Source organism: Litchfieldella rifensis, assembly GCF_042646605.1.
Lineage (GTDB): Bacteria > Pseudomonadota > Gammaproteobacteria > Pseudomonadales > Halomonadaceae > Litchfieldella > Litchfieldella rifensis.
The window spans coordinates 1-24844 of sequence record NZ_JBHRUG010000037.1 but is presented as its reverse complement, the minus strand read 5'-3'; the positions used below and the strand labels follow the sequence as shown (position 1 = coordinate 24844).

Annotated in this window: 25 protein-coding genes; 6 read left to right on the top strand and 19 right to left on the bottom strand. The window is 64.0% G+C overall.

Annotation, left to right across the window (positions count from 1 at the left end):
* Positions 1–55 precede the first annotated feature (55 nt).
* From ACFOEV_RS18425 to dksA, 11 genes are all read right to left on the bottom strand, one after another.
* A complete protein-coding gene (locus ACFOEV_RS18425) occupies positions 56–1234 on the bottom strand; it encodes an acetyl-CoA C-acetyltransferase (protein ID WP_386776362.1) in 1179 nt (392 codons plus the stop codon).
* A gap of 132 nt (positions 1235–1366) precedes the next feature.
* On the bottom strand, positions 1367–1747 hold the full coding sequence (gene panD, locus ACFOEV_RS18420) for an aspartate 1-decarboxylase (protein WP_386776361.1): 381 nt from the start codon (positions 1745–1747) through the stop codon (positions 1367–1369).
* Between the two features lie 25 nt (positions 1748–1772).
* Positions 1773–2624, bottom strand: coding sequence for a pantoate--beta-alanine ligase (gene panC / locus ACFOEV_RS18415; RefSeq protein WP_386776360.1), 852 nt, complete (start codon positions 2622–2624; stop codon positions 1773–1775).
* Positions 2624–3415 (bottom strand): 3-methyl-2-oxobutanoate hydroxymethyltransferase, encoded by a 792-nt coding sequence (gene panB / locus ACFOEV_RS18410; protein WP_386776359.1) that lies wholly within the window; start codon positions 3413–3415, stop codon positions 2624–2626. The genes panC and panB overlap by 1 nt, the downstream gene beginning before the upstream one ends.
* Positions 3416–3553: 138 nt before the next feature.
* The gene (folK, locus tag ACFOEV_RS18405; protein WP_386776358.1) at positions 3554–4057 is read right to left on the bottom strand and encodes a 2-amino-4-hydroxy-6-hydroxymethyldihydropteridine diphosphokinase; all 504 of its coding nucleotides are present in this window, start codon (positions 4055–4057) and stop codon (positions 3554–3556) included.
* Positions 4050–5453, bottom strand: a complete 1404-nt coding sequence (gene pcnB / locus ACFOEV_RS18400; protein WP_386776357.1) for a polynucleotide adenylyltransferase PcnB — start codon at positions 5451–5453, stop codon at positions 4050–4052. Before pcnB ends, folK begins: the two co-directional genes overlap by 8 nt.
* Before the next feature lie 866 nt (positions 5454–6319).
* Positions 6320–7708 (bottom strand): sigma-54-dependent transcriptional regulator, encoded by a 1389-nt coding sequence (locus ACFOEV_RS18395; protein WP_386776356.1) that lies wholly within the window; start codon positions 7706–7708, stop codon positions 6320–6322.
* On the bottom strand, positions 7686–10646 hold the full coding sequence (locus ACFOEV_RS18390) for an ATP-binding protein (protein WP_386776355.1): 2961 nt from the start codon (positions 10644–10646) through the stop codon (positions 7686–7688). Before ACFOEV_RS18390 ends, ACFOEV_RS18395 begins: the two co-directional genes overlap by 23 nt.
* 45 nt (positions 10647–10691) lie before the next feature.
* Positions 10692–10868: a hypothetical protein gene (locus tag ACFOEV_RS18385; protein ID WP_386776354.1), complete on the bottom strand. Its 177-nt coding sequence runs from the start codon at positions 10866–10868 to the stop codon at positions 10692–10694.
* Between the two features lie 35 nt (positions 10869–10903).
* Positions 10904–11791, bottom strand: a complete 888-nt coding sequence (gluQRS, locus tag ACFOEV_RS18380; RefSeq protein WP_386776353.1) for a tRNA glutamyl-Q(34) synthetase GluQRS — start codon at positions 11789–11791, stop codon at positions 10904–10906.
* Positions 11792–11884: 93 nt separating this feature from the next.
* Entirely contained in the window at positions 11885–12322 is a 438-nt protein-coding gene (dksA, locus tag ACFOEV_RS18375) for an RNA polymerase-binding protein DksA (protein ID WP_386776352.1), read from the bottom strand.
* A gap of 290 nt (positions 12323–12612) precedes the next feature.
* On the opposite strand from dksA, the gene ACFOEV_RS18370 reads away from it, so the two are divergent.
* Together ACFOEV_RS18370 and sfsA are read left to right on the top strand one after the other, a co-directional pair.
* A complete protein-coding gene (locus ACFOEV_RS18370) occupies positions 12613–13773 on the top strand; it encodes an aminotransferase class I/II-fold pyridoxal phosphate-dependent enzyme (RefSeq protein WP_386776351.1) in 1161 nt (386 codons plus the stop codon).
* 11 nt (positions 13774–13784) lie between these two features.
* Positions 13785–14543 carry a DNA/RNA nuclease SfsA gene (gene sfsA, locus ACFOEV_RS18365; RefSeq protein ID WP_386776350.1) on the top strand — a complete coding sequence of 253 codons (759 nt, stop codon included), beginning with the start codon at positions 13785–13787 and terminating at the stop codon, positions 14541–14543.
* Here sfsA and ACFOEV_RS18360 read toward each other — a convergent pair.
* Complete coding sequence (locus ACFOEV_RS18360) at positions 14502–14834, bottom strand: Rieske (2Fe-2S) protein (RefSeq protein ID WP_386776349.1); 333 nt, start codon at positions 14832–14834, stop codon at positions 14502–14504. The genes sfsA and ACFOEV_RS18360 overlap by 42 nt on opposite strands.
* Before the next feature lie 154 nt (positions 14835–14988).
* On the opposite strand from ACFOEV_RS18360, the gene ACFOEV_RS18355 reads away from it, so the two are divergent.
* Positions 14989–15177: a hypothetical protein gene (locus ACFOEV_RS18355; protein WP_386776348.1), complete on the top strand. Its 189-nt coding sequence runs from the start codon at positions 14989–14991 to the stop codon at positions 15175–15177.
* A gap of 15 nt (positions 15178–15192) precedes the next feature.
* On the opposite strand, the gene ACFOEV_RS18350 is transcribed toward ACFOEV_RS18355, so the two are convergent.
* The 6 genes from ACFOEV_RS18350 to ACFOEV_RS18325 are packed head-to-tail and all read right to left on the bottom strand — an operon-like array spanning position 15193 to position 19681.
* A complete protein-coding gene (locus ACFOEV_RS18350) occupies positions 15193–15645 on the bottom strand; it encodes a DUF4426 domain-containing protein (protein WP_386776347.1) in 453 nt (150 codons plus the stop codon).
* A 46-nt stretch (positions 15646–15691) separates the two neighbouring features.
* Positions 15692–16285, bottom strand: a complete 594-nt coding sequence (gene metW / locus ACFOEV_RS18345; RefSeq protein WP_386776346.1) for a methionine biosynthesis protein MetW — start codon at positions 16283–16285, stop codon at positions 15692–15694.
* Complete coding sequence (gene metX, locus ACFOEV_RS18340; protein ID WP_386776345.1) at positions 16285–17439, bottom strand: homoserine O-succinyltransferase MetX; 1155 nt, start codon at positions 17437–17439, stop codon at positions 16285–16287. Before metX ends, metW begins: the two co-directional genes overlap by 1 nt.
* Before the next feature lie 54 nt (positions 17440–17493).
* Positions 17494–18084 carry a YggT family protein gene (locus ACFOEV_RS18335; RefSeq protein WP_386776344.1) on the bottom strand — a complete coding sequence of 197 codons (591 nt, stop codon included), beginning with the start codon at positions 18082–18084 and terminating at the stop codon, positions 17494–17496.
* Positions 18085–18109: 25 nt separating this feature from the next.
* A complete protein-coding gene (gene proC / locus ACFOEV_RS18330) occupies positions 18110–18934 on the bottom strand; it encodes a pyrroline-5-carboxylate reductase (protein ID WP_386776343.1) in 825 nt (274 codons plus the stop codon).
* 48 nt (positions 18935–18982) lie between these two features.
* Positions 18983–19681 (bottom strand): YggS family pyridoxal phosphate-dependent enzyme, encoded by a 699-nt coding sequence (locus ACFOEV_RS18325; protein WP_386776342.1) that lies wholly within the window; start codon positions 19679–19681, stop codon positions 18983–18985.
* Positions 19682–19716: 35 nt separating this feature from the next.
* On the opposite strand from ACFOEV_RS18325, the gene ACFOEV_RS18320 reads away from it, so the two are divergent.
* On the top strand, positions 19717–20751 hold the full coding sequence (locus ACFOEV_RS18320) for a type IV pilus twitching motility protein PilT (RefSeq protein WP_386776341.1): 1035 nt from the start codon (positions 19717–19719) through the stop codon (positions 20749–20751).
* 47 nt (positions 20752–20798) lie between these two features.
* Positions 20799–21941 (top strand): PilT/PilU family type 4a pilus ATPase, encoded by a 1143-nt coding sequence (locus ACFOEV_RS18315; protein WP_386776340.1) that lies wholly within the window; start codon positions 20799–20801, stop codon positions 21939–21941.
* A gap of 7 nt (positions 21942–21948) precedes the next feature.
* Here ACFOEV_RS18315 and ACFOEV_RS18310 read toward each other — a convergent pair whose 3' ends face one another.
* Positions 21949–23088 carry an anhydro-N-acetylmuramic acid kinase gene (locus ACFOEV_RS18310; RefSeq protein WP_386776339.1) on the bottom strand — a complete coding sequence of 380 codons (1140 nt, stop codon included), beginning with the start codon at positions 23086–23088 and terminating at the stop codon, positions 21949–21951.
* 112 nt (positions 23089–23200) lie between these two features.
* Between ACFOEV_RS18310 and tyrS the strand changes: the two genes are divergently transcribed.
* On the top strand, positions 23201–24400 hold the full coding sequence (tyrS, locus tag ACFOEV_RS18305; RefSeq protein WP_386776338.1) for a tyrosine--tRNA ligase: 1200 nt from the start codon (positions 23201–23203) through the stop codon (positions 24398–24400).
* Positions 24401–24844: the final 444 nt, after the last annotated feature.

The window sequence follows — 24844 nt, the reverse complement described above, 5'->3', positions numbered from 1 at the left end:
AACGCCCGCGACAGTGTCGCGGGCGTTCTGCATTAAGCGGTTGCTGGCGTAGCGCTTAACGTTCGATGGCCAGGGCCACGCCTTGGCCGCCGCCGATACACAAGGTGGCCAAGCCCTTCTTGGCGTCGCGGGCGATCATCTCGTGCACCAGGCTCACCAACACCCGGCAGCCGGAGGCGCCGATGGGGTGGCCCAGCGCGATGGCCCCGCCGTTGACATTGATCTTGTCGGTATCCCAGCCGAGCTCCTTGTTCACCGCGAGTGCCTGGGCGGCGAAGGCCTCGTTGGCTTCGACCAGGTCCAGGTCGGCGAGACTCCAGCCGGCCTTTTCCAGGCAGCGTCGAGTGGCCGGGGCCGGACCGATGCCCATGATCGACGGGTCGACGCCGGCATTGGAGTAGGCCTTGATGCGCGCCAGCGGTGTCAAGCCGAGTTCCTTGGCCTTGGCTTCGGAGCACAGCATGACCACGGCGGCTCCGTCATTGATCGAGGAGGCATTGCCGGCGGTGATGGTGCCGTCCTTCTTGAACGCGGGCCTCATGTCACCGAGCTTCTCGGCGGTCACGCCGGCGCGCGGCCCTTCGTCGGTATCGAACACCAAGGGATCACCCTTGCGCTGAGGCACTTCCACCGGGACGATCTGGCTCTTGAACTTGCCGGCCTCGATGGCGGCGCTGGCTTTCTGCTGGGAGGCGGCGGCGAAGGCATCCATCTCCTCGCGGTCAATGCCGTATTTCTCGGCCAGGTTCTCGGCAGTGACGCCCATGTGGTAGTCATTGAAGGCGTCCCACAGGCCGTCGTGGACCATGGAGTCCAGGGCCTTCCAGTCCCCCATGCGCTGGCCGGTACGCGAGTTGGGCAGCACGTGAGGCGCGAGAGACATGTTTTCCTGGCCACCGGCGAGGATCAGTTCGGCGTCGCCGCAGCGGATCGCCTGGGTCCCCAGGTGCAGGGCCTTGAGACCCGAGCCGCAGACCTTGTTGATGGTCATGGCGGGGACGGCACTAGGCAGCCCGGCCTTGATCGCGGCCTGGCGTGCCGGGTTCTGGCCGACGCCTGCCGTCAGTACCTGGCCGAGCAGCACCTCATCGACCTGATCGGCGGCGACGCCGGTCTGCGCGAGAATATCCTTGATCACCAGGGCGCCGAGGTCGCTGGCGGGAATACCGGCCAGTGATCCACCGAAGGTGCCAATGGCGGTGCGGCGTGCTGCAACGATCACCACATCTTGCATGAGAGGACTCCTTGGACTTGTGGACAATGCCTTATCAGCATAGGGGAGTCTTGTGCGCTGCGGCAATCGCTAATCGGTGACAGGCCGATAATTCGGCATGTCCGCAACAGGCGATTCCGGCGCATGGCAGGCTCAGGCCAGCTGGACGGGGATGGCATGGCTGGTGTGGCTGACGGCATTGCCTTGCTGCAGGTAGACGAGTGCCGGCTGGTGATCGTCCAGCTCTGCCTCGCTGTAGTGGGCGTAGCTGCAGATGATTACGCGGTCGCCAACGCTGGCCAGATGGGCGGCGGCGCCGTTGACCGAGATGATCCGCGAACCTTCTTCGCCGCGGATGGCATAGGTGGTGAAGCGCTGGCCGTTTTCCACGTTGTAGATCTGGATCTGCTCGTTCTCGCGGATACCCGCCAGGTCGAGTAGGTCGCCATCGATGGCGCAGGAACCTTCATAGTTGAGCACGGCGTGGGTGACGCGGGCCATATGCAGTTTGGCCTTGAGCATGATGGTATGCATGGATGCTTCCTTCTCTCCCTCCGCGCTAACGCGGCAGTCTGACGGTCAAGTTATCGATCAAGCGTGCCGGTCCCAGGCGAGCGGCAGCGAGGAGCACCGCGTCACGGCTGTCCTCGCCCAGTGGGCCCAGGTCACCGGCACGGCGAACTTCGAGGTATTCGGGCTCGAAACCACGCTCGCTCAGCCGGGCCAGGGCGGTGTCGACGGCTATCGACGGGGGACGCCCGGCCAGCAGTTCGTCGCGCAGTTCGCATAGGGTCCGATAGAGGCCAGGCGCGCGGGCACGCTGCTCGGCGTTCAGGTAGCCGTTGCGTGACGACAGCGCCAGGCCGTCGTCGGCGCGCACGATGGGCACGCCGACGATCTCGATGGGAAGGTGCAGGTCGATTACCAACCGGCGAATGACCATCAGCTGCTGGTAGTCCTTCTCACCGAAGCAGGCGATATCCGGCTGCACCAGGTTGAACAGCATGGTGACAATGGTGGAGACGCCGTCGAAGTGGCCGGGACGACTGGCGCCGCACAACCCTTCACTGACGCCGGGGACGCAGACCCGGGTCTGGGCCTCGAGCCCGCGGGGATAGATCGTGGCCGTGCTGGGGGTGAACAGCAGATCACAGCCGGCCGCGCTCAAGCCGGCCTGGTCATCGGCCAGGGTGCGCGGATAGGCGTCGAGGTCTTCATTGGGACCGAACTGCAGGGGGTTGACGAAGATCGTCGCTACCACGACATCGGCACGCGCACGCGCCGCCTCGACCAGCGCCAGGTGGCCAGCGTGCAGGTTGCCCATGGTCGGCACCAGAGCGATGCGCTGTTCCTGGCGGCGGACATCGGCCAGGATCCGGCGGAGTTCGGCGATATCGCTGATCGTACGCATCAGAAACTGTGCTCCGCGGCCGGGAAGCGTCGGGCCTTGACATCCTCGTGGTAGCGGCGGAAAGCCCCCGCGATATCGTCGGCCTCGGCGAGGAAGTTCTTGACGAAGCGTGGCGTACGGCCATGAGTGACGCCGAGCACATCGTGCATCACCAGGATCTGGCCGTCGACATCGGCACCGGCGCCGATGCCGATCACTGGCGCCGCCACCGCTTCGCGCACCGCGCGCCCCAGGCTTGCCGGCACGCATTCGAGCAGGATCACCGAAGCACCGGCTTCGACCAGGGTGCGGGCATCGGCAGCGATGCGTTCGGCCTGCTCGGCATCGCGTCCCTGGACCTTGTAACCCCCGAGTTGATGGACGGTCTGCGGGGCTAGGCCCAGGTGGGCGCAAACCGGAACACCGCGACGCGTCAGCTCGCGAATGCCGTCGGCCATCCAGGCTTCGCCCTCCACCTTGATCATCTCGGCGCCGGCGCGCATCAGCTCGCCGGCATCCTGCAGCAGGCGTTCCTGGCTGGTGTTGCTCATGAAGGGCAGGTCGACCATCAACAGGCTGTTACCCTTGCCGCGCGCCGCACAGCGCGTGTGATAGCAGATGTCGTCGAGTGTCACCGGCAGGGTGCTGTCGTGGCCCTGCAGCACCATGCCCAGGGAATCCCCTACCAATAGCACCTCGATGCCTGCGTCACTGGCGGCGCGGGCGAAGGAGGCATCGTAGGCGGTCAGACAGCTGAACGTTTCGCCGGCGCGCTTGTAGGCCTGCAGCGTGCTCAAGGTGACCGTTTTCATAGGCATTCGATCTCATCGTTATCAGGCAAGCGACCGTGGAGGGAAACGATCGTCGTGATAGGTGCACCGATACCGTTACACGAAGTGTTACTGCCCCAGGTGCTGGAAGTGTGAAACGGTAACAAAATTCGAGCAACTCTACCTTTGGGGTAACAATATCCGCAAGTCATCTTGTGCATGTTCCCGCGCCAGGGTGGCGATGTCACGACCCTCGGGCAGGCGCAATGTCGGTGCCAACTCGGCCAACGGTATCAGGACGAAGCCACGGTTTGCCATCTGGGGATGGGGAACCTGCAGGCGGGGCGTCTCGATCCGGGTCGAATCATAGAGCAGCAGGTCGAGATCCAGGGTGCGTGGCCCCCAGTGGCGCAGTCGCTGGCGGCCGTGGCGCTGCTCCAGGGCCTGGAGTTGATCGAGCAGCGCCAGCGGCGAGAGCCGGGTATCGAGGGCGGCCACCGCGTTGACGAAATCCGGCTGGTCCTGAGGGCCAATAGGCTTGCTGGCATACAGGCGGGAACGAGCGGTCAGGCGACACAGCGGCAGCCGATCCAGCGCCACGAACGCCCTCTCGAGCTGATCGACGGGCGATTCGAGATTGCTACCCAAGCCGATGTAAGCGCAATGGTCCAATGGACTAGTCATGCTGTCCGGATGACGAGGTGCGACGGCGGCGCTTGCGTGGGCGACGCGTGCGCCCCTTGGCACTACCTGCCGGCTCGCCGCCGATCTTGTCTATCAAGCGGCGGCGTTCGTGGTCGTCGGCGTCCTGGAAAGCGGTCCACCACTGGCCGAGCCCCGGCGCGAGCTCGCCAGCTTCCTCACGGAGCAGCAGGAAGTCGTAGGCAGCCCGGAAGCGCGGATGCTCGCGAGTCTGCAGGGCGCGTTTGCCCCGGCGTTTGGGTAGGCGCTGCTGGAGGTCCCAGATATCGCGCATCGGCAGGCTGAAACGCTTGGGAATCGAGATATGCTGTAGCTGGCGGGACACGGCCTGTTGCGAGGCGGCCTGCAGGGCAGGGATCGGCGGCATCCCCTCCGCGGTGAGCGTCTCCATGCGCCGCGTCACACCTGGCCACAGCAGCGCGGCAAACAGGAAGGCCGGTGTGACCGGGCGCTCGTCGCGAATGCGGGCATCGGTATTGGCCAGGGCCCGTTCGATCAATGGCTCGGCCCAGGGCAGCTCCGCCATGGCTTCGTCGGCTTCGGGGAACAGCATGGCGAACAGGTCGTATTCGCGCAGTGCCTGGAAGGTGGCGACGGCATGACCGGCGAGGAACAGCTTGAGAACTTCGTCGAACAGGCGTGCCGGTGGAATCTGCAGCAGCAACGGCGCGAGTTCGCGGATCGGGGCCTCGGTCGCGGCGTCGAGATGGAAGTCGAGCTTGGCAGCGAAGCGAATGGCACGCAGCATGCGCACCGGGTCTTCCCGGTAGCGGGTTACGGGGTCGCCAATCAAGCGCAGGGTGCGGGACTCAATGTCGCGCACGCCATCGGCCCAGTCGTGGATCGAGAAGTCGGCGATGTTGTAGTAAAGCGCATTGACCGTGAAGTCGCGACGTAGGGCGTCTTCCTCGATGTTGCCCCAGACGTTGTCGCGCAGCAGCAGGCCGTGCTCGGACTGGTGTGCGAGATGCTCGCCATGGTCGTCGTTGGGCTTGCCGCGGAAGGTGGTGACCTCGATCACCTCACGACCGAAGCGTACGTGCACGATGCGGAAGCGCCGGCCGATGATGCGCGAATTGCGAAACAGGTCGCGCAATTGCTCTGGTGTGGCGTCGGTCGCGACATCGAAGTCCTTGGGGATCCTGCCGATTAGCGAGTCGCGGATGCAACCGCCGACCAAGTAGGCCTCGAAGCCGGCATTGTGCAGGCGGTAGAGCACCTTCAGGGCCGCATCGCTGAACAGCTTGCGTGAGACGGTATGGTCCTCGCGGGGAATGATGCGTAGCCGGGGACCGTCACCGGGGCCATCCTGGCTGCCGAGAAGCGTCTTCAATCGATCACCGGGGCGTTGGAGAAAGCGGGTAAATCCTTTGAACATGCAGCGATATCGACTCGCTAAAGCGTGAAGTTTCCAGTGTAGCCGACTGCCGACACCTTGGGAACCATCGTGTCATCGCCGGTGCGCGGTTTCCATGTGACAGGCTTCTGCGCCCGGGGGCAGACGCAGAAAGGGGAGGCCATGTGGCCTCCCCTCAAGCACTCGAGCAGCATCCATGCTGTTGATTTTTCTTCGTGATGGCGCATCGCCTTGAATACGCACCACAGTCACCAAAAGGCTGTCAGGCAAGCAGTGTTCTTGTTGTTGTCGATCTTCCTGGTGGCGACCGTCTCGTATTCAAAACAATAATCCAACCACGACGGTAGGAGAAATCTACCTTCCTTCGGCCTGTTGTTCTTGTTGCCGAAGGTACGCCTCTGTCGGGCTTGTTCTTGTTGTTGCCCGAACGGGGCGTGTCGCGTCCCGATTCGTTTCCGGATCCTCGATCCTGTTGTTCTTGTTGTGATCGAAGCAAGGCGTCGCCGCGTTGTTGTTGTTAGCGCGTCTCGTCGCCCAAGCGTTGTTTCCCGGCCGCATTGTTGTTGTTGGGGCCGGGTCAGCACCGCGGTAACACCTTGTTGTTATTGGTGGTGGCCAGCGGCGTCCGGATGTTGTTTTTCTTGCCATAGATGTAGCATGCGTCGTGCCATGCTCCATAAATATCTTTATATACAGGTGGTTATGTTTTTCTGTTTGAGTTCCCTCTGATATGGGGTCGCTGTGTGTTACCGCTGTTGCGCCGTCGAAGGGCATTGGCTGTGTGAGATGGTAACAACTGGTGCATCCCAGCCACGGATCACCACGAAACAATGCCCGAGAGACGCACTCTCGGGCACTTAGACCATGGTCGTGTTGTGTCGGGGTAGTCAGCCTGTCCGGCTGCGGGCGCTCTTCTTGCGTGGGATGCCCAGGCGCTGGCGGCGCTCCCATAGGCACTTGCGGCTGATCCCCAGCTTCTGGGCAAGCTCGGTCTCGCTCATCTGGTCCTGATGCTCGAGCACGAAGTGCTGGAAATAGTCCTCCAGCGACAGGTCTTCTTCACTGATGGTGTCGTCCTGGGCGCTGGCCGTGGTGCGGGGAGGTTCGGCCGGAGGCGGCGCCGGGCGGGGCGCGCCTTGCGGGCGCAGCCCCAGGTCGTCGGGATGAATCAGGTGGCCCTCGGCGAGAATGACGCCCCGTTCCAGGGCGTTTTCCAGTTCGCGGACGTTCCCCGGCCACGGATAGTCGCGAATCTCGCGGCGCGCGGCGCGTGACAGCTTCAGCCCTTCACGTGCATGGCGACGGCAGGCACCTTCCAGCAGCACGTCGGCCAGCTTGAGAATGTCGTCCTCGCGATCGCGTAACGGTGGCAGGTCGATCTGCATCACGTTGAGACGGTAATAGAGATCGAGCCGGAATTCGCCACTCTTCGACAAGGCGCGCAAGTCGCGATGCGTGGCGGCGATCAGGCGCACGTTCACATGGCGGGTTTCCACCGACCCGATCTTGCGAATCTCGCCTTCCTGCAGCACCCGCAACAGGCGTGCCTGGGCGTCCAGGGGCAGTTCACCGATTTCGTCGAGAAACAGGGTGCCGCCATCGGCCGCTTCCACCAGGCCGGTGCGGGCGGCACTGGCGCCGGTGAAGGCGCCTTTCTCATGACCGAACAGCTCGGATTCGATCAGTGTCTCGGGGATGGCGGCACAGTTGACGCAGATCAGGGGCGCACGGGCACGCTGACTCTGGTAATGAATAGCACGTGCGACCAGCTCCTTGCCGGTGCCGGATTCGCCCTGGATCAGTACCGTGACGTCGGCCGGTGCGGTCTTGCGGATGCGCGTATAGACCACCTGCATGGCCGGGCACTCGCCGATCATGGTCTGCGGTATCGTCGTGGTGCTGGTCTTGACCTCGGGGGCGGCTTCGGGGCAGTGCTGGGCTAGGGCCTTGGCCACGGTTTCGAGCAATTCGTCGTGGTCGAAGGGTTTGGCGATGTAGTCCACCGCGCCCTGCTTCAAGGCATCCACCGCCGAGCGCATGCTGGCGTAGCTGGTCATGATCAGCACCGGTGTCGGGGCGGCGGCAGCGATCAGGGCAGTGCCGGCTTCCCCAGGCAGCCGCAGGTCGCTGATCACCAAGTGGAAGCGTTGCGGATCGAGGGTCTCGGCTTCAGCCACCGAACTGGCTTCGCTGACCTGGTAGCCATGGCGCTCGAGCAACCGCCGTAGGGCGGTGCGAATGATGGCTTCGTCTTCAACGATCAGAATCCGGCTCATCGGGGTCTTCGCCATCCTCTCTGGTAGTGGGCAGCCACAAACGGATGCGGGTGCCGCGTTCACGCCCGGGGGGCGGTGAATCGATATGAATCTGCCCGTAGTGCTCGGCAATGATGCTGTAAACCAGTGGCAGGCCCAACCCCGTGCCCTCTCCGGGAGCCTTGGTGGTGGTGAAGGGCTCGAAGAGGTGATCGCGAACTTGCGCATCGATACCCTGCCCTTCGTCGGTCACCGTCAGTGAGACGCCTTGGCCGTCGGGCTCGGCGGCAATGACGATCTCTCCTCCGTCCGGGCTGGCATCGCGCGCATTGTTCAACAGATTGACCAGCACCTGCACCAGACGCTGGGCGTCACCCTCGACCGTCAGGTCGGGCGGGCAGAGGTTACGATACGTCACATCCTGACCCGAGCGGGCCAGGTGGATCAAGTGTAGGGCTTCCTCGGTGACTCGATGCAGGGCGACGGGAGCGAAGGTCGTGCCGTGCACGTGACGGCCGCCATGGGCGAAACCGACCAGCGAGCCGACGATGCGTGAGACGCGATCGGTGAGTTGCTGAATCTGCTCGGCAGTTTCCAGCAGGGCGGGATCATCGGTGTCGTAGCGCAGATTCTGTGCCAGTGACGAGATGCCCGTGATGGGGTTGCCGATCTCGTGGGCGACGCCGGCGGCCAACTGGCCGATCGAGGCCAGCCGGGCGGCGTGTACCAGTTCGTCTTCGAGCCACTTCATCTCGCTGTGGTCCTCGACCAGGATCACGGTGCCGCCCCGCTCTTCCTCGCCGCCGTTCAGCACGGCCTTGTGCAAGGTGAGGTAACGCTGGCCCTTGGCCAGTTCCACCGGCTCCTTGTAGAGGTGGCTGTGCTCCTCGGCGAGGATGCGCCCCAAGAGCTCGGCCCAGGGAGCCGGCAGACTATTGCGACGGGCACCGATCACGCTGGCGCCATCGATGCCGGTGAGCTCGGCGAGGGCGTCATTCCACATCAATAGTTCGTCGTCATCGCCGAAGGCGCACAGGCCGATGGGTAGCTGGGTGAGGGTACGGCGATGATAACGGCGCAGACCGTCGAGTTCGCGGGCCAGGCCGGTGAGCCGGGAGCGGTACGCTTCCAGGCGACTTTCGACGAAATGGATATCCTCGGTGGCGACCCGGCCATCGCGCTGATAGGGCAGAAAACGGTCGACGATGTCCTGGGCCACCGAAGGGCCCATGAGCCCCGAGATATTGGCCTGGATACGGTCGCGCAAGCGGCGCAGGGCGTAGGGTCGGCCGTCGAGCGGTGACAGGTTCAGTGCTGTCAAGGCACGGTTCACCTCTCGCTCGGCGACTTCCGTGCCCAGGGCATCGGCCAGGTGCCGCTTGAAATCCTCGCCGTTGCTGGCCATCAACGGCAGCCGCTTGGGCCGGATCACGGCATCCACCGAGCAGGCTTCGGCAGCGGCGCGTTCGCCCTCCGATGTCCGGGTTACCAGGGATACCAGGATGAAGGCCAGGATGTTGGCGGAGAGTGCCACCAGCGTGACAATGTACCAGGTCGGCTTGCCCTGCAGTGCCTCCAGCCCCGGCGGGATCACCACGAGTGTCGGGAAGGTGGTGATGAGCGGCAGCCATAGGCCCAGTAGCCAGATCAGGACGCCGATGAGCAGGCCCGTCACCATGCCTTTGCGATTGGCGCCCGGCCAATAGAGAACGGCCAGCATGCCCGGCAGGCATTGTGCCATGCCAACGAAGGAAGCCAGCCCCAGCGTGATCAGGTCATGATGGACGCCGATAGTGCGGTAGAACAGCCAGCCGCCGAAGACGACCGCGGCGATCAGGGCCTGGCGCAGCCAACGCAGCCAGCGATACAGGTCCGGCTGGTGAGCGGGGGGATGAGCCACCAGCACCAGGTGATTGAGAACCATCCCCGACAACGCGAGCGCAATGATGGTCAGGGTGCCGCTGGTCGCGGCCAGACCGGCGATGAAGGCCAGGGCGTCGACCCACCAGGCCTCGGATAGCTCGAAAGCCAGATAGGCGGCGTCCGGTCCCATGCCTTCCGCGCCGACACGTTGGGCCCCCCACAGAATCAGCGGGACCGGCAGTGCCATCAGCAGCAAGTAGAGTGGCAGGCTCCAGCTGGCTTGCAACAGGGAACGCCGCGATAGCGTCTCGGCGAAGGTCATGTGGAACATGTGCGGCATCAGGAAGGCCGCGGCGAAGAACAGCAACAGCAGGGTGCGCCACTGCCCCGGGTCGAGGTGGGCGACCGCCGCCTGGCGTGCCAGGCCTGGCCCGTTGAGCCAGGCCTGCAGGTCGGCAGGGCCATCGAAGATGCCGAACAGGGCGATCGCGCCCAAGGCCAGCATGGCGCCGAGCTTGATCAGCGAACCGGTGGCGATGGTGGCCAGCAGGGTGTCATGGCGGGCGTTGAGGCGCGTGTGGCGGGCGCCGAACAGGATCGCGAACAGCGCGATCAGGGCGCAGAAAGCCAGCGCCAGCAGGGCCGGCGAACCGGCGCCGGTCATCCGGTGGATGGCATCGCCCATGGTCTGGACCTGCAGGGCGAGCAGTGGCAACACCGCAAGCAGGCTGACCACGGTGATCAGGGTACCAATCCAGCGCGAACGAAAGCGAAAGGCGAACAGGTCGGCCAGCGACGACAGCTGATAGGTGTGTGTCATGCGCTGGATCGGCAGCAGCAGTACCGGTGCCAGCAGAAAGGCCCCCGCCACGCCAAGATAGTAGGCCAGATAGCCGTAGCCGACCTGGCTGGCCAGCTCGAGGCTGCCATAGATCGCCCAGGCACTGGCATACACGCCCAGCGCCAGGGTGTAGACGGCGGGATGATGGGTGATGCGCGACGGAATCCAGCCGCGCTCCACCGCCAGGGCGCAAGCGAACATCAGCAACAGATAACCGCTGCCGAGGAGGAGGACGCCGCCCAGGCTGGAGGTCATCGGCCGTCTCCTCGCAGCGAGCGCGCCGTGCCGTCGACGGGGCGACTAGCGCTCATCCAGTTTCCTCTTCTGTTCCAGCCAGATCGACAGGGCGATCAAGATTCCCCAGATCACAAAGGGGCGGTACCAGGCCATGTCGGGATTCGCCCAGCCACTCATCAACAGCGGCGACAGCAGATAGCCGCCGAACACCAGAAACAGCATGATGCGGTAGACGTACATGAGAGTCCTTGCGCGAGCGCCTGAATACTCCGAGTTTAACAGTCCAGGGCCTGCCGCTGTGCGACTGGCTGCAAGCGGGTGCTGTCCCAGCGTGCAATGGCAGCCTCGAGCTGCTCGGCGACCGGGGCATACTGTTGTGCCGTCTCCAGCGGCTGGCCGAGCGCCCCCAAGGCGCGACACAGCAGGGGGCGTACCCGCTCATCGTCGCAGGGTAGCGCGGGTGCCAGGTTCTGCTTGGACAGCTTCTGGCCGTCGGCACCGACGATCAAGGGCAGGTGCAGGTAGCGCGGCTCAGGCAGCCCCAGCGCTTGTTGCAGCTGGCGCTGCCAGGGAGTGTTGTCGAGCAGGTCGGCGCCGCGTACCACATCGGTGATGCCTTGCTCGGCGTCATCGACCACGACGGCAAGCTGGTAGGCCCAGAACTCGTCCTTGCGCTTCAATACCACATCGCCCAGGTCGGCCGGATCGAAAGCCTGCTCGCCGTAGAGGCGGTCGTGCCAGGCGATCGGACGCAGCCCTCGATCACTGCGCAATCGCCAGGCCTGCGGCTTGCACGGCTCGCGCACGCCGTGGCGACACCAGCCGGGATAGACGCTGTGGCCGTGCCATTGCTTGCGCGAGCAACTGCAAGGATAGGCCAGCCCGGCATCGCGTAGATATTCCAGTGCCTGTTGATAGGCCGCGTGGCGGGCGTGCTGATAGTGTACCGGGCCGTCCCATTGCAAGCCGAAGGCCTCGAGCTGGCGCAGGATCGTGTCGCCGGCACCTGCCGGGCAGCGCGGCGGATCGATGTCCTCGATACGCAGCAGCCATTGGCCACCGGCGTGGCGGGCATCGAGAAAACTGCCCAGCGCTGCGACCAGCGAGCCAAAGTGCAGGGGGCCTGACGGGGTAGGGGCGAAGCGACCGCGGTAGTGACTCATGCGTGTGCCTGGCGCTGCTGTCGCATCATACGCAAACGGGCACCCTGGGGTGCCCGTCGACGGATGCAGGCGAGAGGATCCTCATGCGCTGGTTCAACCGCCGAGCTGCTTTTCCTTGAGCTCGGCCAGCGTCTTGCAGTCGACGCATAGGGTGGCCGTGGGGCGCGCTTCGAGGCGGCGAATGCCGATCTCGACGCCACAGGCCTCGCAGAAGCCGTAGTCTTCCTCATCGATCTTGTCGATGGTTTCGTTGATCTTCTTGAGCAGCTTGCGCTCGCGGTCGCGAGTGCGCAGTTCGAGGCTGAAGCCTTCTTCCTGGGTAGCACGATCCGCTGGATCGGCATAGTTGTTGGCTTCTTCCTGCAGGTGGCGAACCGTACGGTCCACCTCTTCCATCAACTCCTGTTTCCAGCCCAGCAGGATCTGTCGGAAGTGCTCCAACTGCTTCTCGTTCATGTATTCTTCACCCGGCGCCGGCTCATACGGGGTGAATTTTTTAGGCGCTTCCGTCTTCTGTTCTGCTACTGGCATGGGGCTGCCTCATTACTCACAAGTGACTGGGGCCGATGCCCGGCCGTTTCCGATCAGGTCGGAATCCCGCATCACGCGGTCGATTCCCCGTGACCTGGTGTAGGTGCGGCCTCACCCGCCCAAAGCCATGCTTATTTAGCGAAAAAACGCCGACATTGCAACCTCTGTGATACCCGGTGTGGCTGAATCAGGGCGAACGAAGCGAGTAGAATGACATTTGACCGCAAGGGTCCCTCAGGGTGCCGCATGCGGATGTCATGGAATCGTCGTACCGCAACCGGGAGCCGGGAATGCGTTTTAGTTCACGAATCGATCGTGTGCAGGCCTTTCGCGTCATGAGCCTGCTGGAAGAGGCCCAGGCACGCGAAGCCGCCGGTCACGATATCATACACTTGGAAATCGGCGAGCCCGATTTCGCTACCCCCGAAGCCGTGGTGGCAGCGGGCCAGCAGGCGCTGACATCGGGGCAGACGCGCTACACGCCCGCCGCCGGTCTTCCCGCCCTGCGTGAGGCGATCGCCGAGCATTATGCACGCCATTTCGATGCCGCGGTCGATCCCGCCCGGATCATCGTCACTCCCGGGGCCTCGGGGGCACTGTTGCTGGCCAGCCAGCTGCTGGTGCAGCGCGGCGACCGGGTATTGATGGCCGACCCCACCTATCCCTGCAACCGTCACCTGATGGCCCTGGCCGACGCCGAGCTGGATACGGTGCCGGTGGGGCCGGAGAGTGGCTGGCAGCTCGACGCGGCGCTCGTCGCCGCTCACTGGCAGCGGGACACGCGCCTGGCGATGCTGGCCACGCCCTCGAATCCGACCGGTCACATGCTCGATGGGGCACAGCTTTCCGCCGTGGCCGAGGCGGCGCGTGAGCGGGAGGGGTATCTGCTGGTCGATGAGATCTATCAAGGGCTGACCTACGACCTCCCCCCGGTCTCGGCGGCGACCGTGGCGCCCGAGGCTTTCGTGGTCAACAGCTTCTCGAAGTATTTCGGCATGACCGGTTGGCGACTGGGCTGGCTGCTGGCTCCGCAGGCCGCCATCGAACCGCTGACCCGCCTGGCGCAGAATATCTTTCTGGCCGCCCCGACACCGTCCCAGCATGCCGCTCTGGCGGCCTTCACACCGCAATGCCGTGAGGAGCTCGAGCGTCGCCGGCAGGAATTGCAGCGTCGTCGAGACGCCTTGCTGGCCGGCTTGGCGCGATTGCAATTGGCGCCTTCCGTGCCACCGCAGGGCGCTTTCTATGTATGGCTGGATATCTCGCGCTACAGTCACGACAGTCAAGGCTTCTGTCGGCGCTTGCTGGAAGAGGAGAATGTCGCCATCACACCGGGCGTCGATTTTGCCGTGCGTGGCGGCGAGCATCATGTACGGATCGCTTTCACCAACGAGGTGGCACGTCTACAGGAAGCCGTGATGCGACTCGAGCGCTTCTTGACCCGACAATAAACGGAGCTCCAATGGATTATCCTCTTCTGGTGCCCGGCATCCTGCGGCGCCGCTACAAGCGTTTTCTGGCCGATGTCGAGCTCGACGACGGGTCGCAAGTGGTGGCTCATTGCCCCAATACCGGCTCGATGCGGGCGGTCAATGTCCCCGGTTGCCGCGTATGGCTGTCAGCAAGCGACAATCCCAAGCGCAAGCTGGCCTGGACCTGGGAGCTGATCGAATTGCCCCAGGTCGATGGGGCCATGGCCCTCGCCTCGGTACAGACCGGACGCGCCAATGCCATCGTCGAAGAGGCATTGCGAGCGGGGGTGGTCGAAGAACTGGGGGACTATGCCACGTTCCGGCGAGAGGCGGCTGTGGCAGGGGCGCGACTGGATTTTCGGCTCGATGACACTCGGCGCCCCAGCGCGTACGTGGAGATCAAGCAGGTGACCCTCAAGGAGACCGACGGCCATGGCTACTTCCCCGACGCGGTCAGCGAACGCGGACGCAAGCACCTGCACAGCCTGGCGACCCTGGCCGCGCAGGGGCAGCGGGCGGTGCTGCTGTTCTGCGTGGCGCATACCGGTATCCCGGACGTGGCCCCGGCGGCGCACCTCGACCCCGCCTACGCCCGCACGCTCCGGGAGGTGGCCGAACAGGGCGTCGAGGTGCTGGCCTACGGCTGCCGGGTCGACGTACACGACGGGGTGCCGACGGCGATCCGGCTGGCCCGGCGCCTGCCGGTGTCACTCACGCGCCAGGTAGACGTTGCCCTCGCTATCGACTGACACCGGTACCGGAGTGAGCGATCGCCCCAGGCAGGGGCCGAACACACACTCGCCACTCTCCGGCAGGAACAGCGCGCCATGCATGCGGCACTGAATCAGTTCGTTGCCGTCTTCGAGAAAGGTGTCGGGCTTGTCTTCCAGGCCGATTCCTTGGTGCGGGCAGCGGTTCTCGAAGGCACTGCTCCGGCCATGAACGCGGACCACGAAGGCCGCGCGACCATCCGGCAGCGTCACGCCGAGGGCGCCGCTGTCTTCGAGTTGTGACGAGTGGGCAATCATCAGAGCGGACAAGCTAGCCTCGTATCCTGTTTTCCAAGGAGCCAGACTGCCATGCAACGACGCGATTGTCTCAAGGGGATCGCCGCTCTGGCCTCTCTGGGCATGATACTGTCCGGCGACGGCACTAGTGCTGTGCGGCAGTGGACACGCCCGCCGCGATATCGGCGTGGCGCTGCATAGCCATCGCGAGCCGCTATCACTGGGGTTGGTGGAACTGCCGGCGGGACAGGAGGATTGGCGGTCGGTGTTGCCCGACAGCGTCGACGATCAACCGCCTTATGATCTGGCCTGGTTCACACCGCCAAGCGAACGCGGCGATCGTTGTGCCGTGCTGCGCGAGCGCTTCGGAGGCTGAATTGAATGGGAAGACTCAGCGGTCGATATAGAAGCGCTGGGCGAAATTGAGGTTGGCGGGCTCGCGGTTGCGGTCGTAGGTCACGTCGAGGTCGAAGCGCATCGGTCCGTCTTCCTGGATCCGGAAGGTCGCCAGGTGATAGATGGCGTCGCCATCGTGCACGGTGCGGAACGAGAGTTTCCTTATCTGACCGGCCAGGTTCCTGACGTTGCCGTTGACCGTGGCATTGACCGGGCGGGTGCTGCCATCCTCGAGTTCCTCGCGCACGCTGATAGTGAGCAGTGCCTGTACCTGACTGCGCTGGATATCGTAGGTTGCGGCGACCTCGGGGGTGAGGAAGCTGGTATTCACCGCGCTGTAGTGGATCTGGTAATCGCCGACCTGTTCGAACTGCTGTGCCCGTCCCAGCCCTGCAACGAGTATCAGTAACAGGCCCAGGCTCCAGACGACAAAGGCGTTTCTGGTCATGGTTCTCCCCTTTTCGTATCACTTGGCCGACTTGTTATCCCTGCGGTCATCCGCGGCTGACGCGGAAGATGGCCGTTTCACCGAACAGGTTGGGCCACCATCGTGAACTCCAGTGCCCTTCATGGTCGCCGTTGCCCACTGCGCGATCGATGATGATCAGACCCTTGTCGCGGCACAGGCGTTCAAAGTCGTTGAAGGTCGAGAGGTGAATATTGGGCGTATCGTACCAGGCGTGAGGCAGCGATTTGGAGACCGGCATATAGCCCTTGAAGCCCAGGTAGGCGCGGTGGCGCCAGTAAGCGAAGTTGGGGAAGGTGATGATGCATTCGCCAGCCACCCGCAGCATCTCGTCGAGCATCAGGTCGGGACGACGCAGGGCCTGGAGGGCCTGGGTCATGACCACCAGGTCGCAGGCATCGTCGTCGAAGTTGGCCAGCCCCTGATCGAGGTTCTGTTCGATGACGTTGACGCCCTTTTCGATACAGGCAGTGATGCCCTCGGGATCGATTTCCAGGCCATAGCCGGTGACGTTCTTGTCACGAGCCAGGGCGGCCAGCAGGGTACCGTCGCCGCACCCCAGGTCAAGGAGGCGGGCACCTTCCGGCACCCAGCCATGGATCAGTTCGAGGTCGGCACGCATCACTTGTCCTCCAGGGCCAGGTCGCGGGCCACGCGGTCCATGAAGCCGGCGAATACCGCCTGATAGCGAGGCTCCGGCAGCAGGAAGGCATCATGACCGTGGGGCGAGTCGATGTTGGCGTAGCTCACGGATTTGCCGGCTCGGATCAGGGCATCGACCAGCTCGCGGGAGCGCGACGGCGGAAACCGCCAGTCGGTGGAGAAGCTGACCACCAGGAAGGGGCAGATCGACGGCGCCACGGCCGCGGCCAGGTCGCCTCCGTGGGTGGCCGCCGGGTCGAAATAGTCCAGGGCCTTGGTCATCAATAGATAGGTGTTGGCATCGAAGGAGGTCGAGAAGGTATCGCCCTGATAGCGCAGATAGGACTCGACCTGGAATTCGACGTCATAGCCGAAATTGAGATCATCCGTGCGCAGGTCACGCCCGAACTTGCTGCCCATGGCGTCTTCCGACAGATAGGTGATGTGTCCGACCATGCGAGCCAGCTTGAGGCCGCGTCGCGGTACCGTGCCGTGCTCGGCATACCAGCCGTCGTGAAAGTCGGGGTCGGAACGGATGGCCTGACGTGCCACCTCATTGAAGGCGATGTTCTGCGCCGACAGCTTGGGGGTGGCGGCGATGACCACGGCGCTGGCGATGCGCTCCGGATAGGCCAGGGCCCATTGCAGGACCTGCATGCCACCCAGGCTGCCGCCGATCACCGCCGCAAAGCGCTCGATGCCCAGGCGGTCCGCCAGCCGTGCCTGGCTGTGGACCCAGTCGCCGACAGTCATCATCGGGAAATCCGGTCCCCACTGGCGGCCGGTTTCCGGGTTGATGGCGCAGGGGCCGGTACTGCCATGACAGCCCCCCAGGTTGTTGAGCGAGACCACGAAGAAACGATCGGTATCGATGCTCTTGCCAGGGCCGATATGGGCATCCCACCAACCGGGCTTGCGCTCGTTCGCGTCGTGGTAACCGGCAGCATGGTGATGGCCCGACAAGGCGTGACAGATCAGCACCGCATTGCTGCGGCTGGCATTGAGTTCGCCGTAGGTTTCGTAGACCAGGTCATAGGCCGGCAGCGACCTGCCACAGGCCAGGGCCAAGGGGGCGTCGAAGTGGGCCGTCTGAGGTGCCACCAGACCGACTGAGTCACTAGCAAACTCGGGCATCAGGGTCTCGGTATCCAAAGCTGTTCTGGCTCCCACGGTTGTTATACCAGCACGTTACAGACCGACCAGAGCGCCGGAAATCCCGGCAGCGCGAGTCAGTGAACCTACTACGATACCATCGACAAGACTGATGGCGATGAACACCACGATCGGTGACAGGTCGATCATGCCCAGTGGCGGGATCACCTTGCGCACCGGGGCCATGATCGGCTCGACCAGTTGCATGATCAGCAGCGCCCCGGGATGGCTGGCTTGGGGCGCGACCCAGCTGAGGATGATCATGGCGATCAGCGCGAAGAAATAGATCTTGAGGATGGCATTGGCCAGCGCCGCCACGGTACCGATGGCCGCCCCTCCGATGGAAGGCATGCCGAAGCCGGCGATCTGCAGGATGGCGATGATGCTCACCAGCTTGAGCAGGGACCCCGCTGCCAGCGTCGCCAGATCGAAAGAGCCTACCGGACGCAGAAACCCTTGGAAGGGGCCGACCACCGGCTGGGTAATCTTGACGATCGACTGGCTGATGGGGTTGTAGTAATCCGCCCGGGATGCCTGCAGCAGAAAACGCAGCATCAGCAGGAACAGGTAGATATTGATCAGTGTGTTGACCAGCAGCAGGCCGGCACTTCCCAGTTGACTGCCCATGGGGGCTCCTCGTGGCTGAAAGGGGCTAACGTTTACCGAACTCGTCGGCCATTTCGCGGGCGCGCTTGGCGCAGGCATCCGTGGCGTCGAGGAAGATCTGGCGCAGGCCGGCGTCCTCGAGCACGTGGACGGCACGCTCGGTGGTGCCGCCGGGGGACATCACGTTGCGCTTGAGCTGCGCGGGGGCGTGGTCGCTTTGCTGGGCCATGCGTGCCGCCCCGTAGGCAGTCTGCAAGGCCAGCCGGCGGGCGCTGTCGGCAGGCAGGCCGAGACGCTCGCCGGCGGCTTCCAGGGCTTCGAAGACCAGGAAGAAATACGCCGGCGCGCTACCGGCGATCGCGGTCACCGCCTCCAGCAGCGCTTCGTCCTCGACCCATTCTACCAGGCCTACGGCTTGCAGTAGGGTCGTCGCCAGCTTGCGTTGATCATCCGTCACCCGGGCATTGGCGAACAACCCCGCAGCGCCGGCGCCTACCAACGAAGGGGTGTTGGGCATGCAGCGGATCACCGCCAGGTCTCCGCCCAGCCAGCGCTCCAGGGTCGCGGCGGGCAGTCCGGCGGCCACCGAGACGATCAGTGGCTTGCGCGCCTGTATCGTGTCGCGCAGGTCGCTGCAGACGTCCTGCATGATCTGGGGCTTGACCGCCAGCACCACCACATCGGCGTTGGCCACTGCGGCACGGTTGTCGGTCTGGGTGTGGATACCGTAGCGGCGGCGCAACGGGGCCAGGTGGTCATCACTCGGAGAGGTCGCGGTAATAGCCTCCCGCGGATAGCCGCTGTCGATCATGCCGCCGAAGATGGCGCTGGCCATGTTGCCGGCCCCGATGAATGTCACTTGGCTAGCCATGCTGTCGTCCTCTCGTCTTGGATCTTGGTATATCGATGCCAGGAGTCGTCACCGGCGTGCTCCGAAGATGGCGGTTCCCAGGCGTACCAGGGTGGCGCCTTCGGCAATGGCGGCCTCCAGGTCATCGCTCATGCCCATGGACAGGGTATCGAGTGGCGCCCGTGGGTAGCGTTTCTGCAAGGCTTCCAGCGCCTGGCGCAAGCGTGCCAATGGCGCTCGTTGTTCGGCAAGGGTCGCCGCCGGCGCGGGAATCGCCATCAGGCCGCGCAGTGCGAGCCCTGGCATCTCGATGACGGCGCTGACCAGGGTGTCCAACCGTTCCGGGGAGACCCCCGACTTGCTGGTCTCGCCGCTGATATTGACCTGCAGACAGACATTCAAGGCCGGCAGGTGCTCAGGGCGCTGTTCGGACAGGCGCCGGGCGATCTTCTCGCGATCGACGCTGTGTACCCAATCGAAGTGCTCGGCCACGGCACGGGTCTTATTGGACTGTAGCGGGCCGATGAAATGCCAGACGATATCCGTGAGGTCGGCCAGTTCGGCCTGCTTGTCGAGGGCTTCCTGAAGATAATTCTCGCCGAAATCGCGCTGCCCGTGGCGGTAGGCGTCACGCACCATTCTCGCGGGCTTGGTCTTGCTTACGGCCAGCAGTTGCGCGGCATGCTCGTCGCGGCCGGCGGCGTGCAGGGCCGCGGCCAAACGTGCGTGAGCGGCAGCGAGTGTTTCGGAAAGTACAACCTCTGTCATACTGGTGCTGACCTTACCTGGGAGCAGGGGAACGCATGGATATTACCGAACTGCTGGCATTCTCGGCAAAGCAGAACGCCTCGGATCTGCATCTTTCTGCAGGTTTGCCGCCGATGATTCGTGTCGATGGTGACATTCGCCGGCTCAATGTGCCCGCCATGGAAGACCGTGAGGTTCGCAAGCTGATCTACGACATCATGGGCGATCGCCAGCGTCGTGACTACGAAGAGTTCCTCGAGACCGACTTTTCCTTCGAAGTTCCCGGGGTCGCGCGCTTTCGTGTCAATGCCTTCAACCATGGCCGCGGCGCCGGTGCGGTGTTCCGCACCATCCCCTCGGAGGTGCTGACCATGGACGACCTCGGGTTGGGCGACGCCTTTCGTCGACTGGCGTTGCTGCCGCGGGGACTGGTATTGGTGACCGGCCCCACGGGTTCGGGCAAGAGCACGACTTTGGCGGCGATGATCGATTTCATCAACGACAGCCGCTACGATCATATTCTCACCATCGAGGATCCGGTGGAATTCGTGCATCGCAGCAAGCGATGTCTGATCAACCAGCGCGAGGTGCATCGCGATACCCATGGTTTCGCCCCGGCACTGCGCAGTGCCTTGCGCGAGGATCCGGACGTGATCCTGGTCGGCGAGCTGCGCGATCTGGAAACCATTCGCCTGGCGTTGACCGCCGCCGAGACCGGCCATCTGGTGTTCGGCACCCTGCATACCACGTCGGCGGCCAAGACCATCGACCGTATCATCGATGTGTTTCCCGGCGACGAGAAGGCCATGGTGCGTTCGATGCTCTCCGAGTCGCTGCAGGGGGTCATCTCCCAGGCGCTGCTCAAGCGCAATGGCGGTGGGCGGGTCGCGGCCCATGAAATCCTGGTGGCGACCTCGGCGGTTCGTAACCTGATTCGTGAAGACAAGGTGGCGCAGATCTACTCGGCCATCCAGACCGGCGGTAATCTGGGAATGCAGACCCTGGATGCTTGCCTGGCACGCCTGGTCAGCGAGGGCTTGGTGTCGCGCGAAGGCGCCCAGGCCAAGGCCAAGGGTATGTTGCCGTCCTGATCCGAAGCCGCGAGCGCCAGTGAAAAAGACAACGAGCAGGGGGGCTTATGACACCGAGCGAATGGCTCTATCAGCTGCTGGATATCATGGTCGAGCAACAGGCGTCGGACCTGCTGGTTTCGGTCAATGCGCCACCCACGCTGAAGATGGCTGGCCAGTTGACGCCCTTGGGTGAGCAGCCGCTCTCCCATGGTCAGGTTCGGGAACTGGTCAACACCGCGATCCCGGAGGGGTTGAGCGAGCGCTATGCGACGGAGCAGGAAGCCAACTTCGCCTTGAGCCTGTCCGGACGGGGGCGTTTTCGCGTCAGTGCCTTCCAGCAGCGGGGCCAGCCGGCGATGGTGATTCGGCGCATCGCCTTCGACATCCCCCATCTCGATGAACTGGCGCTGCCTGCCGTATTGGGCGAACTGGCGGGCCTCAAGCGTGGACTGGTGTTCGTGGTCGGCGGCACCGGCACCGGCAAGTCGACGACCCTGGCCTCGATGGTGCAGCACCGTAATGAGACCCTTGGCGGGCATATCATCAGTATCGAGGATCCTATCGAGTACATTCATCCGCACAAGCGCGCGATCATCAATCAGCGCGAGGTGGGGATCGATACCGCGTCCTTCGAGGTGGCGCTGAAAAATACCTTGCGCCAGGCGCCGGATGTGATCCTGATCGGCGAGGTGCGTACACGCGAGACCATGGAGCATGCGCTGACCTTCGCCGAAACCGGGCATCTGTGTTTGGCGACGCTACACGCCAACAACGCCAATCAGGCACTGGATCGCATCATCAACTTCTTTCCTGCCGAGCGTCATGAGCAGGTCTGGCTGGACCTGTCGTTGAACCTGCGTGCTGTCGTCGCTCAGCAACTGCTGCCGACGTTGGATGGTGGCCGTCGTGCGGCCATCGAGGTCCTGTTGCGCTCGCCGCTGATCAGCGACCTGATTCGCAAGGGCGATGTCAGCGAGGTCAAGAATGTCATGGGGCGTTCACGGGACCTGGGCATGCAGACCTTCGATCAAGCGCTCTATGACCTGTTCAAGGCCGGGCATATCAGCGAGGAGGTCGCGCTCATTCATGCCGACTCGGCCAATGACCTGCGCATGATGATCAAGTACGGCGACGAGGAGAGTCCGGTGCTGGGCAAGGCGCAGGATGCTGCCAGCCATCTGAGTCTGCGCGACGGCGACGATTACTGATGGTCCCTTACGGGGGGTAGAGGCCGCCCAGCACCCGGGGGCCCGAGGCACCGGTGACCGACGGCAGGTTGCCGGGGAGTCCTTCCAGGCGACGGTACGCCAGCCAGGCGAAGGCACCGGCCTCCAGCCAGTCGGCCGGCCATCCCCAGTCGCGACTGGCCACCAGGGAGGTTTCGGGCAGCCGCTGGGCCAGGCGCGACAGCAGGTCGGTATTGTGGGCGCCGCCACCGCAGGGGATCAGCGCCTTGGCCGGAGGCGCCTCGCACAGCTCGCTGGCCATCTCGATCCCGAGGGCGATACTTTCCGCGGTCAGTTCGGCCAGGGTCGCCTGGACATCCGCGGGTAGCTCGTCGCCGCTCAGTTGACGCTCCAGCCAAGGCAGATGAAACACCTCGCGGCCGGTGCTGCGCGGTGGTGGTCGGTGGAAGAAAGGCTCGCTCATCAAGCGTTCGAGCAAGGCGGTATCCACCCGACCGGACGCCGCCCATGCCCCGTTTGCATCGTAGCGCCCGTTGCAGTGGCGCTGATGCCAGGCATCGAGCAGCACATTGGCCGGGCCGGTGTCGAAGCCAACCACCTCTGCCGTACTTTCGGCAGGAGGCAATAGCGTCAGGTTGGCGAACCCGCCGAGGTTGAGTACCAGGCGCCATTCGTCCGGGTGGCGAAACAGGGCATTATGGAAGGCTGGCGCCAGGGGGGCGGCCTGACCGCCGGCGGCCAGGTCGCGACGGCGAAAGTCGGCCACCACTTGGCAGCCGGTAAGCTCGGCGAGCAAACTGGGGTTATCGAGTTGGCAAGTATAGGCTGGGGAGCCCTCTCCGGCATGGCCGTAAGGTGCATGCTCGATGGTCTGGCCGTGACTGCCGATCGCGGCGACCGCCTCGCGCGGCGTCGCGCTCTTCTCGAGCAGCTCCCGTACCGCTTGGGCCTGCAGGCGACAGAAGGTATCTTCGGCGTGGGCCAGCTCGGCAAAGCTCAAGCGGTCGGTGTGGCACAGTGCGAGCAGCGATCGGCGCAGTGGTTCCGGCATCGGCAAGGCCAGGGTTTCCATCAAGCGGGGCGGCGAATCGTCCTGCTCGATGCTTACCAGGGCGGCATCGATGCCGTCGAGGCTTGTGCCTGACATCAGGCCGATGAACAATGGCATGACTTCTCCCCCCCGGCGCTCAACCGTTATGCACAAGCCATGCTACCATCTTGCCCCATTCGATGAGCCGTTTTCTGGCGATACCCAACCGCTTTGAGTGGAGTAGGAGAAGATGACCGATGTCTCGAGCGCGCTGCCCCTCCTGCAGCGCGGTACCCATGAGATCCTGTTGGAAGACGAGCTGAAGGCGAAGCTCGCTTCCGGCCGCAAGCTGCGCATCAAGGCAGGGTTCGACCCGACCGCACCGGACCTGCACCTGGGACACAGCGTGCTGTTGACCAAGATGCGTCAGTTTCAGGACCTGGGGCACGAGGTCATCTTCCTGATCGGCGACTTCACCGGTCGCATCGGTGACCCGACCGGCAAGAACGTCACTCGCAAGCCGCTCACCGAAGAAGAGGTCAAGGCCAATGCCCAGACCTATCGTGAGCAGGTGTTCAAGATTCTCGATCCCGACAAGACCGAAGTGCGCTTCAATGCAGAATGGTTCTCCGAGATGAGCGCCGCCGACATGATCGAACTGGCGGGACAAAGCACCGTGGCACGGATGCTGGAGCGTGATGACTTCGAGAAGCGCTACAAGTCGGGCCAGTCGATCTCCATCCATGAGTTTCTCTATCCCCTGGTGCAGGGTTATGACTCGGTGGCACTCGAGGCCGATATCGAGCTGGGGGGCACCGACCAGAAGTTCAACCTGCTGATGGGCCGCGAGATTCAGAAGCACTTCGGCCAGGAGCCGCAGGTGGTGATCACCATGCCATTGCTGGAAGGGCTCGACGGCGTGCAGAAGATGTCCAAGTCATTGGGTAACTATGTCGGAGTCGACGAGGTCCCCGGGGCGATGTTCAACAAGCTGGTTTCCATGCCCGACAGTCTGATCTGGCGCTACTTCGAGCTGCTGTCGCTGAAGTCCAATGAGGAAATCGAAGATCTCAGGCGCGACGCCGAGCGAGGCGCCAACCCTCGTGACATCAAGATGGTCCTGGCCCGCGAGCTGATCGCGCGTTACCACGGCGACGAGGCGGCAGCCAATGCCCACAAGTCTGCCGGCAACCTGCTGGCCGAGGGCGAGCTGCCGGAAGACCTGCCGGAAGTCAGTGTCGACTTCGAGGGCAGCGCCCAAGCCCCCATCGCCGCAGTGCTGAATCGTTCCGGGCTGGCCAACAACAGCGCCCAGGCCAAGGACATGCTGGGCAACGGCCGGGTCAAGGTCGATGGCGAGGTGGTCGAGCGCGATCGTATGCTGGAAACCGGCAGAAGCTATGTGATCCAGGCGGGCAAGAAGCGCTTCGCCCGCGTCAGCATTTCCTGAAGGTTGGCGCTTTCAGGCCTATCGACGCCCGCCCTGTGCGGGCGTCGTCGTTTTCGCTGTGTCTGGCGTTACCTACATTCGATCGTGATCCGCTGGGTGGATAGCCACGCGGCTCTCGATTGTCACAAAAGAAAAATAAAGGGTGAAAAACCCCTTGCAGGCGGCGGTGGAACGCCGTAGAGTACGCATCCGCTGCCGACGACGGGCATACGTCGCGGGCGGTGGAGGGTGGTGGAAGCGCTTGTTTCTGTTGAGGTTTTCGAGATCGCTGTGGCGATTGCGGCTTGACAGCGGCGCGGGCATTCGCGAGAATGCGGCCCCACTCGCTCGGCGGCCCTCGGGGCCGTGCGCCAGGCGTCGACTGACGGGCTGGCGGCACGCGAAACGCCTTGACAGCGCGCGCCGAGTCAGTAGAATACGCCTTCCTCGCAGGGCGCTGGTGAG